The 15,031-nt window shown below is 57.2% G+C and carries 12 protein-coding genes and 1 pseudogene; 7 read left to right on the forward strand and 6 right to left on the reverse strand.

What is annotated here, in order from left to right; translation table 11 throughout:
* The 3 genes and pseudogenes from nudC to G113_RS13200 form a co-directional block, all read right to left on the reverse strand.
* A pseudogene (nudC, locus tag G113_RS13190) lies at nt 1–328 on the reverse strand (NAD(+) diphosphatase); the annotation flags it as partial.
* A 248-nt stretch (nt 329–576) separates the two neighbouring features.
* A complete protein-coding gene (locus G113_RS13195; protein WP_005903893.1) occupies nt 577–1,176 on the reverse strand; it encodes a TIGR04211 family SH3 domain-containing protein in 600 nt (199 codons plus the stop codon).
* 170 nt (nt 1,177–1,346) lie between these two features.
* Complete coding sequence (locus G113_RS13200; protein ID WP_005903894.1) at nt 1,347–2,099, reverse strand: potassium channel family protein; 753 nt, start codon at nt 2,097–2,099, stop codon at nt 1,347–1,349.
* 101 nt (nt 2,100–2,200) lie between these two features.
* Here G113_RS13200 and G113_RS13205 point away from each other — a divergent pair, with 101 nt between their 5' ends.
* From G113_RS13205 to G113_RS13220, 4 genes are all read left to right on the forward strand, one after another.
* A complete protein-coding gene (locus G113_RS13205; RefSeq protein ID WP_005903897.1) occupies nt 2,201–3,451 on the forward strand; it encodes a methyl-accepting chemotaxis protein in 1,251 nt (416 codons plus the stop codon).
* Between the two features lie 143 nt (nt 3,452–3,594).
* Nucleotides 3,595–4,056, forward strand: coding sequence for a GNAT family N-acetyltransferase (locus G113_RS13210; protein ID WP_005903899.1), 462 nt, complete (start codon nt 3,595–3,597; stop codon nt 4,054–4,056).
* Nucleotides 4,057–4,323: 267 nt separating this feature from the next.
* The gene (glnE, locus tag G113_RS13215) at nt 4,324–7,152 is read left to right on the forward strand and encodes a bifunctional [glutamate--ammonia ligase]-adenylyl-L-tyrosine phosphorylase/[glutamate--ammonia-ligase] adenylyltransferase (RefSeq protein ID WP_051106605.1); all 2,829 of its coding nucleotides are present in this window, start codon (nt 4,324–4,326) and stop codon (nt 7,150–7,152) included.
* A gap of 254 nt (nt 7,153–7,406) precedes the next feature.
* Nucleotides 7,407–8,501: a type I restriction endonuclease gene (locus tag G113_RS13220; protein WP_005903903.1), complete on the forward strand. Its 1,095-nt coding sequence runs from the start codon at nt 7,407–7,409 to the stop codon at nt 8,499–8,501.
* 59 nt (nt 8,502–8,560) lie between these two features.
* Here G113_RS13220 and G113_RS13225 read toward each other — a convergent pair whose 3' ends face one another.
* Entirely contained in the window at nt 8,561–8,896 is a 336-nt protein-coding gene (locus G113_RS13225; RefSeq protein WP_005903905.1) for a DsrE family protein, read from the reverse strand.
* A 373-nt stretch (nt 8,897–9,269) separates the two neighbouring features.
* Between G113_RS13225 and bufA2 the strand changes: the two genes are divergently transcribed.
* From bufA2 to G113_RS20275, 3 genes are all read left to right on the forward strand, one after another.
* Complete coding sequence (bufA2, locus tag G113_RS13230) at nt 9,270–9,536, forward strand: BufA2 family periplasmic bufferin-type metallophore (protein WP_005903907.1); 267 nt, start codon at nt 9,270–9,272, stop codon at nt 9,534–9,536.
* Nucleotides 9,537–9,624: 88 nt separating this feature from the next.
* A complete protein-coding gene (bufB, locus tag G113_RS13235) occupies nt 9,625–10,476 on the forward strand; it encodes an MNIO family bufferin maturase (protein ID WP_005903909.1) in 852 nt (283 codons plus the stop codon).
* Complete coding sequence (locus G113_RS20275; protein WP_051106604.1) at nt 10,460–11,245, forward strand: HvfC/BufC family peptide modification chaperone; 786 nt, start codon at nt 10,460–10,462, stop codon at nt 11,243–11,245. Before bufB ends, G113_RS20275 begins: the two co-directional genes overlap by 17 nt.
* Before the next feature lie 100 nt (nt 11,246–11,345).
* Here the strand turns inward: G113_RS20275 and G113_RS13245 are convergent, their stop codons facing one another.
* Together G113_RS13245 and G113_RS13250 are read right to left on the reverse strand one after the other, a co-directional pair.
* The gene (locus G113_RS13245; RefSeq protein ID WP_005903913.1) at nt 11,346–13,490 is read right to left on the reverse strand and encodes an AsmA family protein; all 2,145 of its coding nucleotides are present in this window, start codon (nt 13,488–13,490) and stop codon (nt 11,346–11,348) included.
* A 166-nt stretch (nt 13,491–13,656) separates the two neighbouring features.
* Nucleotides 13,657–14,565, reverse strand: a complete 909-nt coding sequence (locus G113_RS13250; RefSeq protein ID WP_005903914.1) for a bifunctional methionine sulfoxide reductase B/A protein — start codon at nt 14,563–14,565, stop codon at nt 13,657–13,659.
* Nucleotides 14,566–15,031 lie beyond the last annotated feature (466 nt).

Consider the following 15,031-nt stretch of genomic DNA (forward strand, 5'->3'; position numbering starts at 1 on the left):
AGAATTTGTGGCTGCGGCGAAAGGTCGCCAACTGCCAGGCACGGCCACCGAGGCGAAACCCCTCCTCGTCTCCCGCAACCATCAGCTGGCGTAGCGGGCTCCATTGCCCAGGCGCAGGCGACGCGCCGACAAAGAGTGACTCTCCTTCTCCCAGGTCATGGAGATAGCAAGGCGCGTCATCCCACAGGTCGAATGCCTCGAAGGCCAGAGCCTGCCAGGACGAGGGCAACGCCTGCCGGGTACAGTGCGGGATCCGGCCCGCGTCATCCAGCCAGATCAGGTGATCACCTGCCAGCACAAACCAGTGGGCCTGTTCGGTTAGTTCCATGATAGCCAAGCTCTTTTTCACGTTCGATTGAGATAGCTGGCGGGTGAAAACCTGCCAAGAATAATTCGCATATTACGGAGGATGCATCTCGCAGGCGAGCCTCAGGAGACCCTTTTCAACCAAGAAGGAGGAGAAAACCTGCACTGACCAGCACCGACAGTGGCGACGAGACGCAGCAAAAAGGGTCGCCCATGGGCGACCCTTTTTCATGACCAAACGGCCTGCTGCCTGTGATGGGCGACAGGGCCTCAGTTCATCCAGCGCTCACTCTGCTTGCGGCGACGAGGCAGCAGGGGCAAGAGGATGCCAAGCAGTATGCCGCCACCGACCATGGCTCCCCCCCGGATGAACCAATCCATCTGCATATCATGCTCGCGGTTGTCGATGCTGCTGCTCAAGGCATCATTCTGCGCCTTGACGCTGGCAAGCTCCTCACTCTGGTTGTCGAGCTGCCCCTTGAGATTGGTGAGCATGGTATCTTGCTCGGCAATCTTGCCATCCTTCTCGGCGAAGCGCTGCTCGTTGTCACCATTAAGGTTTTGCAGGCGATCCTTGAGGGTTTGCAGCTCCTGTTCCAGTTGGGGCACACGTACCTTCAGGCTGGGTTCGCTCTGCAACTCGTCACTCTTGATCCAGCCTTCACGACCGCGCTCATCCACCACCTGAGTGAAACCGGCCTGGCCGCCTTTCACTTCCAGGGCTTCACCGGCCTTGACGCTGCCGAGGATCCGGTACTGGGTACCAGGTCCGCCGTGCATGAAGATATAGATGTTGTCTGAAACATAACGGGTCTCGGCCAGGGCGGATTGAGCACACAGGCAGATCAGTATCCCGAGGAGGGCGCGCATGGTCAGTCGATTCTCTCGATTGGTTAGGAATTGGCTGGAATGTTAAGCCGCGTCATGGTCAAAGGACAAGCAAAGAAACCGCCTTCCCCCAAGGCGGCGAGGCTATTCAAAACCACTGTGTTGGCGCCCGACCCTGTGCTGACGCGGTACGGCGCGCCATCACGCTCGCGTCAGGGTGCGCGTTTGAGCTGACGGATTTCGTCACGCAAGCTCTGTAGCTCGGCCAGCATCTGTGTCTGCTGAGTCTGCAGTTGTTTGAAGCGCAGCTCTTCTTCTCGCTTCTCGCCATGCCCTGGTTGCAGAAAGAGACTGGCCATGAAACCACTGACGGCGGCATAGAGACCGACCCCGAACAGGATGAGCAGACTGGCGACGAAGCGCCCTTGCTCCGTCTTGGGTACCAGATCCCCGTAGCCCACGGTCGAGAGCGTCACCAGCGTCCACCAGAAGGCGTCATAGGGCGTCTCTATCTGGCTGCCGGGGTGCCCTGCCTCAATCCAGAACATGACCCCGGACCCCACCCCCAGCAGCAGGAAGAACAGCAACAAGATCCCGGAGAGGGTGGTCTCGTTACGCTCGCGGCGAAACATGGCCAGCAGATCCGGTTGGTTGCGCAGCAGCTGATAGACGCGCCACAGCTGGATAAGCCGTGCCCAGCGCAGGGACTCCACCATGGGCAGGCTACCGGGCAGATAGAACCAGTTCGCCTTCAAAAAACCCCAGCGATCCGTCGCCCGCAGCCAGCCATAGGCGAAGTGAGCGAGAAAGATGTAACAAATGAGGCTGTCGATATCGTAGAAGAGTTGCATGGTCTGCGGTGTCGCCACTCCAAACCAGCGAGCACTGACCAAGCCAACCGACACCAGAGAGAGGATTGCCATCAGCAGATCCATGGCACGCAGGGGGGATAAGTGATGTCGCATGCAAATTCCAACTTTAAACGGGAAACGAATTAATAAAACAGAAGATAATGCCGATAGCCCTGATGAGAAAGGAAAATCCCCCCATTTAAAGGAGAGATGCTATGCAGTTTAACCCGCTTGAGCAGCGGCTAAGTGATATACGCCTGGTGCCCAAGGTGATCTTGCTGATGGTATTTAGCACCCTGCTGCTGCTGGCCAAGCTCTGGTTCGATGCCAGTAATCTGGAGCACACTCTGCTCAGCGAAGGCATAGACGCCGCCAAGGCCAATGACATCGCCTCTCGCCTGATCTGGACCGGGCTGCTGGAAACCGCCCTGATGGGGATGGTGTTTGTGGTACTGCTGATGGCGGGTTCCCGCCTCATGGTCAAACAGGTACGCTATCTGGTCAGCTTGCTGGAGCGTTTCTCCCAAAAAGATCTCAGTCACCGGGTCGAACTGGCATCCAAAGATGAATTCGGCGACATCGCCAAGGCGGTGGCCCACTCCCAGAACGAACTCAAGAAGGTGTTCGGCAGCCAGCGTCTGGCCTGCAAGGAGCTTAACGACATCGCCTCCCAGGTCACCCTTTGCATGGAAGAGGCCAACGAGGCGATCAACGAGGAGTTCGTCCAGATAGAGCAGCTCGCCAGCGCCATGACCCAGATGGTCGGCGCCATCGGCGAGGTGGCCCATCATGCCGAGCAGGCGTCCCACTCCACCAGCGAGACCAGCCGCCTGGCCCAGGAGGGCAGCCGCTGCGTTGCCGATACCGTCAGCACCATACACACCTTGTCTGGCAATATTCAGCAATCCTCCAATGTCGTCCATGACGTGGAGCAGGGGGTAGAACGCATCGGCTCCGTGGTCGATACCATTCGCAGCATTTCGGAGCAGACCAATCTGCTGGCCCTCAATGCGGCCATCGAGGCGGCCCGTGCCGGTGAGGCCGGACGCGGCTTTGCCGTGGTCGCCGATGAGGTGCGCGGCCTCGCCAACAGGGCCCAGTCCGCCACCGTGGAGATCCAGAAGATGATTGAGCAGTTGCAGGGCAGTGCCCGCACCGCCGCAGGTCTGATGGAGCAGAGCGTGGCTCAGGCAGATCGCGGGGTAGCGCAAGTTACCCAAGCCGGTGAGCAGCTGACGACCATAGTGGCGCGAGTGCAGGGGGTGGCCGACATGAACCGCCAGATAGCCACCGCCTCCGAGGAGCAGAGCGCGGTCGCCCAGGAGATGAGCGGCAACCTGGAACAGGTCAAGCAGATAGTCGAGGGATCCGTGGTGGTGCTGCGGGAGCTGCAAGATGCCTCAATGCTGGTCGAATCCCACAGCCAGACCCTGAATCGTCACATCCAGGCCTTCAAGCTGGACTAGCCGTGATAAGCGCGCGAGCGCAGGGAGCAAGGTGTTCATCGAGGCTTGACGTCCCCTGGCGTTATCGTCACCTTATGAAAAGAGGAGCCTGCGGGTTCCTCTTTTCATTTCAGCACTCCCCCAGACCGAGGCAAGGAGCCTATATGCATGACCATATCAACGGTGATACCGGCTTGGAAATCAGCGATGACAAGGGGCGACTCGACGTGCCGCTCATCCATCAGTTTCTGTCACAAGAGGCCTACTGGTGCCTCGGCATACCGCTGTCAACCGTGCAGCGCTCCATCAACCACTCACTCTGCGTCGGTGGCTACCTGGCCGGTCAACAGGTCGCCTTCGCGCGCGTCATCACGGATCACGCCACCTTCGGTTACCTCTCCGACGTCTTCGTACTGCCCGCCCACCGTGGCCAGGGACACGGCAAGGCGCTGATCCAGGCCATTCTGGCCCACCCGGCCCTTCAGGGGTTGCGCCGCATCAGCCTGGCCACCTCGGATGCCCATGCTCTCTACAGCGGTTTCGGCTTCCAGGCCCCTGCCCGCCCGGCGACGCTGATGGAGCGCTATCAACCGGATATCTACCAGAGAGACCACGACATAGCCTGAGCAACGCCGCACAGACTGGCTCCCGCTGACGCTCGGCGAGGTGCCTTGCCACTATGATGTCCCCCTCGCCAGCGAGTACATCTGACCCGGCTCACGCTTCTACCCGTCCCGGCCCCTTGCCTCTATGAGCCTGGGGCCGGGCAATGTTAGATTGATGGCCATGCGGTGCCAAATACCGGTACCGGATGCGGTCAGTCATCCACTGCCGCCGCATCTGCCTTTAACCAAGACGTAAGGAAGAGAACCTTGGTGCTCCCCGCTGCCCTCATGACCCAGGCCGATCGCCACTGGCAACGCCTGCTCGTTCAAGCCCCCCAGTACGCCGAGCTGGCCGATGCCAGTCGCACTGAGCTGCTGACCCTGTTTGGCCTCTCAGATTTTGCCGCCGAAGCCCTGATCCAGGAGCCGACCCTGCTGGCCGAGCTGCTCGTCTCAACGGATCTTCACAATGATGAACGCTGGCATGCCTACGAGCCGGATCTCGCGGCCCTGCTCGCCAACCAGGTGGACGAGGAGGCGCTAAAGCGTACCCTGCGCCGTTTTCGCCGCAGCCGCATGCTGGTCATCGCCTGGCGTGAACTACTCGGCCGCGCCCAGGTGGAAGAGAGCTTCGTTCACCTGACCAAGTTGGCGGATGCCCTCATCTGCGGCGCCCGCGACTGGCTGTACAGCAAACAGTGCGACGAACTGGGCACCCCCATGGATGGTGACGGCAATCCCCAGCCGCTGTTGATCCTCGGCATGGGCAAGCTGGGGGGCGGCGAGCTCAACTTCTCCTCCGACATCGACCTCATTTTCACTTTTCCTGAAAATGGTTATACGGTCGGCGGGCGACGCGAGCTGGCCAACCAACAGTTCTTCATCAAACTGGGCCAGCGTCTGATCAATGCCCTGAATCAGACCACCGTCGATGGCCAGGTATTTAGAGTCGACATGCGGCTGCGTCCCTTCGGCGAGGCGGGGCCGCTCGCCATCTCCTTTGCCGCCATGGAGGATTACTACCAGCACCATGGCCGCAACTGGGAGCGTTACGCCATGGTCAAGGCCAGGGTGCTGGGTCAGGAGTGCCCGCAGAGCCAGGAGCTCAGCGAATTGCTGCGCCCCTTCGTGTTCCGCCGTTATATCGATTTTGGTGTCATTGATGGCCTGCGCCAGATGAAGGCCATGATAGCCGCAGAGGTACGCCGCAAGGGGCTCAAGGAGAACATCAAACTGGGTGCTGGTGGCATCCGCGAAGTGGAGTTCATTGCCCAGGCACTGCAGCTCATTCGTGGCGGACGAGAGCCCCTGCTGCGAGTGCGCCACCTGCCCGAGGCCCTGAGTGCCATCGCCCGAAGCGGCGCCCTGACCCCGGAGCGTTGCGATTGCCTGCTCCAGGCCTACCGTTTCCTGCGCCGGGTCGAAAACCTGTTGCAGGAAATTGGCGATCAGCAGACCCAGACCCTGCCCACCGAGGAGCGTGACAGATTGCGGCTCATCACGGCGCTCGGCTTCACGGATTGGGAGGCCTTCATGGCCCATCTCGATCAGGAGATGGCCGCCGTCCATGGGGAGTTCGTCGCCGTCGTCGGCGAGGAGAAAGAGGCCCCGGATCACCTGGAGCAAGCCTGGCTCGATCTGTGGCGCACGGATCTGGATGCCACCGAAGTCGGCACCCTGCTTACCGAACAGGGAGTCAGCGATCCCGCACCTCTGGCCGGGGCAGTGCTGCGCTTCAAGGAGGAGTACAAGCGCCGCCAGATTGGCCCCCAGGGCCGTATCGCGCTGGATTGGCTGATGCCAGAATTGCTGCGCCTGGTCGTGGCGAACGACACCCCCGCTCGCCTGTTCGAGCGGGTTTGCACCCTACTCACCCGCATCTTCACCCGCAGCGCCTACCTGCAACTGCTGGCGGAAAACCCGGCGGCCCTGCGCCAACTGGTGCGACTGTGCGATGCCAGCCACCTGGTGAGCGAACAGCTGGCCCGCTACCCCATCTTGCTCGATGAACTGCTCGATCCCCAGCACCTCTATCACCCGACACCGCTGGATCAATACAAACCCCAGCTGCGCCAGTTCCTGCTGCGCATCCCGGAAGAGGACGTAGAGCAGCAGATGGAGGCCCTGCGTCAGTTCAAGCAGGTACAGCTGCTGCGGATCGTCGCCGCCGACATCGCCGGCGCCCTGCCACTGATGAAGGTGAGCGATCACCTTACCTGGCTGGCCGAAGCCCTGGTGGAAGAGGTGGTCAATCAGGCCTGGAGCCAGATCAGCGAACGTTACGGTGTCCCACCCGAGGTGGCCGAGAGCGGTCGGCGCAGCTTCGCCGTGGTCGCCTATGGCAAGCTGGGGGGCATAGAGCTAGGTTACGGCTCGGATCTGGATCTGGTGTTCCTGCACGGGGGGGATCCCAACCACCATACCAATGGACCCAAGCCCATCGACAGCCGCCAGTTCTACCTGCGCCTGGCCCAGCGGGTACTGCACCTGTTCAGTACCCGTACCCCCTCCGGCATTCTCTACGAGATAGATATGCGACTGCGCCCCTCGGGAGACTCAGGGCTGCTGGTCTCCTCCCTCACCGCCTATCAACAGTATCAAGAGAACGAGGCCTGGACCTGGGAACATCAGGCCCTGGTACGGGCCAGACCCATTTATGGTGATGACGATATCGTCGCCGAGTTTTCGCGTATCAGACGTGAACTGTTGGCAAAAAAACGTGATCTTGGGGTACTGGCCAAAGAGGTACGCGAGATGCGCACCAAGATGCGCGGTCATCTGCTCAAGGCCCCAGAAGGGGAGTTCGACCTCAAGCAATCCCCGGGCGGCATGGTGGATATCGAGTTTCTTGCCCAGTATCTGGTGCTGGCCCACGCCCATAGCGAGCCCCGATCCCTGACCCGCTGGTCGGATAACGTGCGCATCTTCGATGAGTGCGTGATGGCCGGTGTCCTCAGCCTAGAGCAGGCCGAAGGGTTAAAACATGCCTATCTGGAGATCCGCAACCTGGGGCACCGCCTCAATCTCTCCGAGATCAGCCGCAAGGTAAAAGACGATCAACTGCTGGCCGAGCGCCAGCTGGTTAGTCAAGTGTGGCAACAGCAGCTCGGTGACTAAGCCAAAATCCCGCCCCATTGTGAATACTCACCATGGGGCGGGGTTAGATAATGTTTAAAAATTTCAGTCCTTCACTCTACAAAATCAGTTATTAACGGTGAGCAAGATCTGATTTTTGTCACTGATTACTTGGCATGAAATTAAACTTTGCTAATTATGGAGTTGGTAGTCGCCCGCCTCATGAATCCAAAGTGTTTCGTTCATCTGTCGAGCGCCTTTATTAGCTGGGTATTTATCGGAAGCATGAGGTGTTTATGGATTTCCCCGAGAGACTACAGAGTTTGGCAAAAAAGATTACCCAACAAGCCGGAATGATCACAATAGAAGAAGCAACCAAAAATGCGTTTGTGATGCCTTTTCTCCATAGTGTGCTTGGGTATGATGTTTTTGACCCCACAGAGGTTATCCCTGAGTTCACAGCTGACACAGGAATTAAAAAAGGTGAGAAGGTTGATTATGCGATTCTCAAAGATAACCAGATTCAAATCCTTGTTGAATGTAAGAAATACAGCGAGAAATTATCAGCCAAACATTCAGGGCAACTATTTAGGTATTTTTCAGTCACGAATGCAAGAATTGGCATACTGACTAATGGTGCCCAATATGAGTTTTATACCGACCTAGATGCTCCTAATAAGATGGATGAGAAGCCTTTCTTAACACTGGATTTGGAAGATATTGATGAGCATGTAATCCCTGAGGTCCTTAAATTAAGCAAGAGTACATTTGATGTAGAATCAGTGGTCGATGCTGCAGGCGAACTAAAATACTTAAGTCAAATAAAGAAGTTGCTAACAGAACAGTTCAATAATCCTGAAGAGGACTTCGTACGTTTCTTTGCCTCTCGCATCTATGGTGGTGTGCTTACAGCAAAGGTGAAACAAAGCTTCGCCGAAATCACCACTAAAGCATTACAACAATTTCTAAACGACAGTATCAATGCAAGGTTGAAATCAGCGATAGGATCCAGCATCAATACAATGCCACAGGCAAATGAAAACAATATAATCAAGGAAAATGATAGTAGTCACAACACGCAGGAGCTCGATGAAAAGTCTAGAGTAGATACTACCCTAGAGGAGATAGAAGGGTTTAATGTCGTCAAGGCTATTTTAAGGCAGAAATTCGACGTATCCAGAATTATCGCACGAGATACTCAAAGTTACTTTGGTGTGTTGCTTGATGACAATAACCGGAAACCACTATGTAGATTGCATTTCAATACCAAGCAAAAGTACATTGGTCTATTTGATGAAAACAAGAAAGAAACTCGGCACCCAATAGATTCTATTGATGATATTTTTCATGTGTCAGACTTATTATTGAATACCACATCAACATATGAGTAAGCAAAGTGAGGAGAGCAAGGACGTGCTTTTGCTCTCCTTATCAACACTCTGGCTTCAGGTCAGGACTTGATATATGCAAAGCCCTGCTGCTGCAATTCGATCAGGGTCAAGACGCCGGTAGAAACGACCTCAACCCCATCCAGCAGCCGTTCGGGCGCGATCTGCTGACCTCGCAGGGAGTTGGCGCAGACGAGCAGCCTGACGTCCTGTTGCCGCAAAGCGGCCCACTCAGGCTCGCTCTCGCCCCCTTCCAGCAAACTGGTGACTGCAATGCCATTGACCAGCAACACCAACTCTCCTGGCTCGCCAGCCATAGCAGTCACTAAGTTACTGATATTATTGAATGCCGCCCGACTGCGATCCCGCTCGGACAGGTGAAAGACCACTCGAATCATCTGATATCTCCTTGTCAGTAGCCCCATGATGACAGTCGCCGCCCGACAAGGCGAGCCTCACAACTCCCTGTCAGGAAAAGGGACCTGATCCAACTGATCGGATCTGCCCGCCAGCCCAGCCACTACAAGGCTTGCACACTTTTCAGGCAGAAAAGTGGATTTTATATGAACGTAAACGCCCTTCTCCTCGGTCTTCTAAAACGAGGTCGATGCAACAGTGCCATTATGATCCGACTCATTTGTCAGCGTCGTAATGGTCTCTGAGCATTTTGCTCCCCAGGCAGGTGGTGGGGGAGTCGGTCCTCACCAAGATGAAGTCACATGGACGCTCGGCCAACGCTGGTAGAGTGACAATCCGCCAAGGAGAAAGAACATGCACGCAACCCGTAAAACCATGAACCGTCTGGCCGGTGCCGCCCTCGCGATGGCTGCCGTCTCACTCTCTGGTGCCGCCCTGGCAGCCAACACCGGACAACATGGTGAGAATCAGGTCCAATGTTGGGGGGTAAACAGCTGCAAGGGTCATAATGACTGCAAGACCGCCAGCAACGCTTGCAAGGGGCAAGGCGCCTGCAAGGGCCAAGGCTTCCTCAGCATGACCCGCGAAGAGTGTACGGCCCAGGGTGGTAAAGTCCGCTAGTCGGGCATCAACCTAGTAGCAGGGCCGGTCACCCCATGGGGCAACCGGCCTGTTTTTTATGGCAAGTATGGATAGATCAGGAGCTCAGATGCCCCCTTTTCCCTGGCTCGGCTTTGGCTTAGGACTCAGGCCTCCCCACTTTCAGGATGTGCTGGATGGGGCGCCCGGCGCCGACTGGTTCGAGATCCTCTCGGAGAACTTCATGGTGGCAGGGGGCAAACCCCGTTATTACCTGGAGCAGGTCCGAGCAGATTACCCCATCGTCATGCACGGGGTGTCGATGAACATAGGTTCGGCAGATCCCCTCGACATGGATTACCTCAACCGCTTGAAGGCGCTGATGCGCAGCATTGAGCCCGCCTGGCTGTCGGATCACCTCTGCTGGACCGGGGTTTCTGGCCAGAACAGCCACGATCTGCTGCCGCTGCCCTTGACCGATGCGGTGCTCACCCATCTGTGCGAGCGCATCGATCGGGTGCAAAATTATCTCGGCCGCCCCCTGGTACTGGAGAATGCCTCCACTTATCTCGAATTTAGTGGCGCCGACTATCGCGAGCATGATTTTCTCAACCGGCTCAGCCGCCGGAGTGGCTGCCGGCTGCTGCTCGACATCAACAACATCTATGTGAGCAGCCGCAATCACGGCTTCGATGCCAACGCCTATCTCGACGCCATCGACAGGGAGGCAGTGGTGCAGTTCCATCTCGCGGGCCACAGTGACTATGGCGATTATGTGATTGATACCCATGACCATCCCATCGTCGATCCGGTCTGGGCCTTGTTTGAGCGTGCAGTGCGCCGTTTCGGTCCGGTCAGCACCATGATTGAACGCGATGACCACATCCCCCCCTTCCCTGAACTAGTCAACGAACTGGATCAGGCAAGGCGCATTGCCGCACCGCACTGGACTCTGGAGACGCAAAATGTCAGCGCCGGTTGAGCTTCAAGCCCTACAACAAGCCTTTATGACGGGTTTACAGCAGCAGACTGCAACGCCCCCCATGCCCCTCGTTGTTGGACCGCTGCCCGCCGAGCTGCGCTGGTACATCTATGCCAACGCCTACCAGAGCCGGCTGCTGGAGTGCCTGCAACAGGACTTCGAGCAGACCTGGGCCTATGTGGGTGATGAGATGTTTGCCTCCCTCTGCCTCGCGTATCTGCAGCAGCACCCACCCCACAGCTGGACCCTGCGCGACCTGGGGGCACAGTTTCCCCTCCATCTGGAACAGGCCCTGCCCGGACACCCTCAGGTGAGCGAGCTGGCCGAATTCGAATGGCGACTACGGGCAGCCTTCGATGCCGCCGATGCCGAGCCACTGACCCTCTGCGAGATCCAGCGCCTGGATCCTGAATCCTGGCCCGATTTACGCTTCCTGGTGACGCCCTCGACTGACTTGCATCACCAACATTTCAACTCCCTGGAAGTGTGGAAGGCACTCAAGGCCGAGCAGGCTCCGCCTCCGCCCCAACGCAACGAATTTGCCATCCCCTGCCTCATCTGGCGCGATGTCGAACGGCGCACCCGTTATCGCAGCCTAGAGGCAGATGAAGCTGTCCTGATTGATGCCTTGCTCCACCAGGAGGAGTTCGCAACCCTGTGCATGTTGCTCAGCACACGCCTGCCCGGCGATAACGCCGCCTTCCAGGCGGGTCAATATCTGCAACAGTGGCTGGCGGATGGTCTGCTTGGCGGTTACCGGCTAGGTTGATTGTCAAGCCAGGGCGCGATGGGACTTGCCTGGTCAAGCCCCAGAAACAAACAGCCCCACCGAAAGACCGGTGGGGCTGTTTTGTTTCTGGGGTGCTTGGTTATTTGAACAATCCTTTGAGCAGCTGGTCAGCCACCCCCTTGATTTGCTCATCTCCCGCCTTGTCCCCGAGCAGTTTCTTGAGGCCACGCTCGGCTTCCTTGCGCGCCTTCTCCTCTAACAGCTTGTTATCGGCGAGCAGCGCCTTGACGTCCAGCTTGTAGCTGGGCTCACGCCAATGCCCCCCGATCTTGACCGGGATAGTAATGCCTTTGAGCTCGGCCAGATCCTTGCCGCCCTGTCCCTTGCTGGTCTCCACCACAGTGGTTGCCATCAGGAAATCCAGCGTCTCGGGCAGCAGCTCCGTTTTACCCTTGCCCTCGACCCGCAGCGCCGGGGCCAGCAACAGAATATCGTCGCTGCTGGCCACCCCCTTCCCTACCCGGAAGTTCGCCGTCAGCGCACTGAAGTCTGTCTTGCGTACCTCCTTGACTTCGCTGGCTTTTTCTCCCTTGAGCATCGCCTTGGCCTCGCGCAGCATCTGCGGCAAATTGATACCATTCAGGGCTCCGTCTTCCACCTCGAGCCCTACGGTGCCACTCAGTTGGCTACGCAGCGCCTGAGAGGAGAGACCCAGGCCACTGAGTTCAATATCGGCATTACCTCTGCCCGCCAGCAGTTCAGTCTTGGCCAGGCTATGCAACAAAGGTTGCAAATCAACACCTCTGATCTGCTTGTGGACCTTGAAGCTGACCGGTTGATGACGCGCATCGATCACCCCCTCCCCCTGAGCCGAGCCGCCAAACAGCTTGGCACTAAAATGCTCAAGATTGACCAGTCCCTTGTTGGCAGCCAGATCGAGCTCAACCTGCTGAGCGGTAACACCATTGGCGATCAAGGTCTCTAGTTGAAGGCGACCGGCCAGATCCAACCCTTTCAGCCAGCTCAGATCCGGCTCAGTCGTAATGATTGATGGATCAACAGGGGCGTTCGTAGATTTGGAGACAGGGGCGCTCTGGTTGCCCGGCTCGGGGTTAGCGGTAATCCCCTTACCCATTTTTTGACGCCAAGCATCCAGATCCAACCGCTCGGCCGCAAGATTGAAACGAATGGCAGGCACGGCCGTCATCGCCATGCTGGCATCGCCATTTAGCTGCAGATCGTCTGCGCCAAACTGTAACTTGGGCAGAGTCAGCTTTTTGTTCGCCATGGCCCATTGCCCCTCACCCGCCAAGGCCACCTTGACCCCAGACTCAGGCAGTTGCGGACCACTCAGGGAGCCATCAAGGATCAAGTCACTAAAATCGACCTGGGTCCGAGCACCATTGAGCCGCCCTTTGAGCTTGCTCTTCAGGTCGAACTTCAGCTCTCCCTGCTGTCCTTGCGCACTCAAGTCAAGCTGGCTCCACTTATCCAGCATCAGACGATCCACACCCAGCTGGAAATGCTCAACCCGAATATCAGCCTGCTGCAATGAGCCTTCGACAGCGAGCCCCTGCAACTCGCTCGTCGCGAGACCCCTGCCGAGTTTCAGCTCGCTTGTTCCCTTGGCCGCGACGTTGAGCCCCGCTTGCTCGCCCTCCAGCGCGAAGCTGATGGGTACCCAGCTATCACGTTTGAGCTCGCCCAGGACGAGGTCGAGACGTGCCAACTGGAAACGAGAGCCGTTGCGATCATCCAGCACCAGGGCACTGGCCTGGTTAAGGGAGATGCTTTCTATGTTCAGTTGCCAATTCGCCTTGGCTGGCTCGACCTGATCCTGGTCGCCTTCTGCCGCAGGCTTGACACTGGTCTCTGGGGGGAGCGTCGTATCAACTCCCCTCAGGTCGCTTAAGTTGGAGCGACCATCTGCCTTGGTCTGGATAAAGAGATGAGCCCCATCCAGAGCCACCTCACCAATCTGTAGTCTATGGGAGAGCAGAGGCAGCACGGCGACCGAAGCCTGACCACGTTCAAACCTTACCAGGTCCGGCTCGGCAAACCCGCTCGGATTGCGCAACGCCACCTGCTCGAGGGAGAGTCCAAGACGCGGCCAGAAGGTCCATGCGATGGGGCCTGATACCACCAGGTCCCGCCCCGTGCTCTTCTTCACCTGCTCTATCAGCAAGGGCTTGAAATCATTGGGATCGATCAGGGTTACCAGCGCCCCCCCCCCGACGAGCAAAGCGGCGCCCAGCCCCAGCACCCCATAGATGATTTTCTTCATGAGTGACTCTCTCTCAAAAAACTAATGCCTCGACTATACCATGGTCCATCAGTCAGAGGCTGTGCTAGCCCCCAGTCACGGCCAGGAGGCGACAACTTCTGAATCTCGGTAAAACAAAGACCGGCACGCTGGCCGGTCTTTGCGGTGATGCTGTCTTCATTTGCCTTTAGCCCTTGAGGCGCTCGGCAAACAGCTTTTTGAATTTGTCCAATTTCGGACGTATCACGATCTGACAATAGGGCTGCTCACCATGTTGGGCATAGTACTGCTTGTGGACAGCCTCTGCCGGATAGAAGCCATCATAGCCGGTCAACTCTGTCACCAGCGGGCTGGTGAAAACCCTGGCTTCATCCAACGCCGTGATCATGGCCCCGGCTACCTCTACTTGCTCATCATCATGCGCGAAGATCACCGAACGATATTGAGGGCCTACATCATGACCCTGACGATTGAGGGTGGTGGGGTCATGGCTGGCAAAGAAGGCTTCCAACAGGGTCGAAAAGTCGATGATGGCGGGATCGAATTCAATCTGGACCACCTCAGCATGGCCGGTTTGACCCGAGCAGACCCGGTTGTAATCGGCATCTTTGGCCTCTCCGCCTGCATAACCCGAACTCACCTTGGCGACGCCTTTCAGGCTGCTGAACACTGCCTCGACACACCAGAAGCAGCCGCCACCCAAGGTTGCCAATGCCATCTTGGGCGCCTGAGGATCCTCCTCGCCCCGAGCTTCAAAATCGAGCGAGACGGAGTTGACGCAGTGGCGCAGATTCTTGTCCGTCAAATACTCCCCCTCAAACACATGACCAAGGTGCCCCTCACACTGGGCGCACACTATTTCAACCCTGTGACCGTCAGCATCGGGAATTCTCTTCACCGCACCAGGGATCTCATCGTCGAAGGCTGGCCAGCCGCAGTGGGCATTGAATTTGTGTTCTGAGGTATAGAGAGGTGCACCACACTTCTTGCACAGATAGCGCCCGGGGGCATCGTGACGGTAATACTCGCCACTGAAAGGGCGTTCAGTCCCTTTCTGCTCAATCACGTATTTTTCGAACTCTGTCAGGGCAGCCATGATGGACCTCCTTTATTTCATGTGAGTAGTAGACCGGACGGTTGCTTATTCTATTTCAAGTCCAGGCGACGCGGGATATAAGCCTAGACATCCACATGAGAAAATTCTGATAAAAACCTTTAATATCAATCTGATACCACCAATAACCCACCATTCTCTCCCCGTAGCGCTTGCCTTAACCATACTGGAATGACTTTATCATTACCCGAAATACTCAGCCAAAAGGGCTGGCCGGAGTGCAACCTATGATGAAGTCGAACGCATTTTCGTCAAATGATGGATGACCAAGCCCAGCGCATCGACTCACGAGATTGAAATGGTGATGAAACGGGCTGGTGATGGAGTTGTTTGACTCACAGAAAGGAAAGAGAGAGGGACTGACTGGCTTATCGCAGACTATGTAGAACTGCCTTGGTACCGCCCATCGTGGCTTATGAGCGCAAAAAGCAAAAAGGCCTTCCCGATT

Source organism: Aeromonas molluscorum 848, assembly GCF_000388115.1.
GTDB lineage: Bacteria > Pseudomonadota > Gammaproteobacteria > Enterobacterales > Aeromonadaceae > Aeromonas > Aeromonas molluscorum.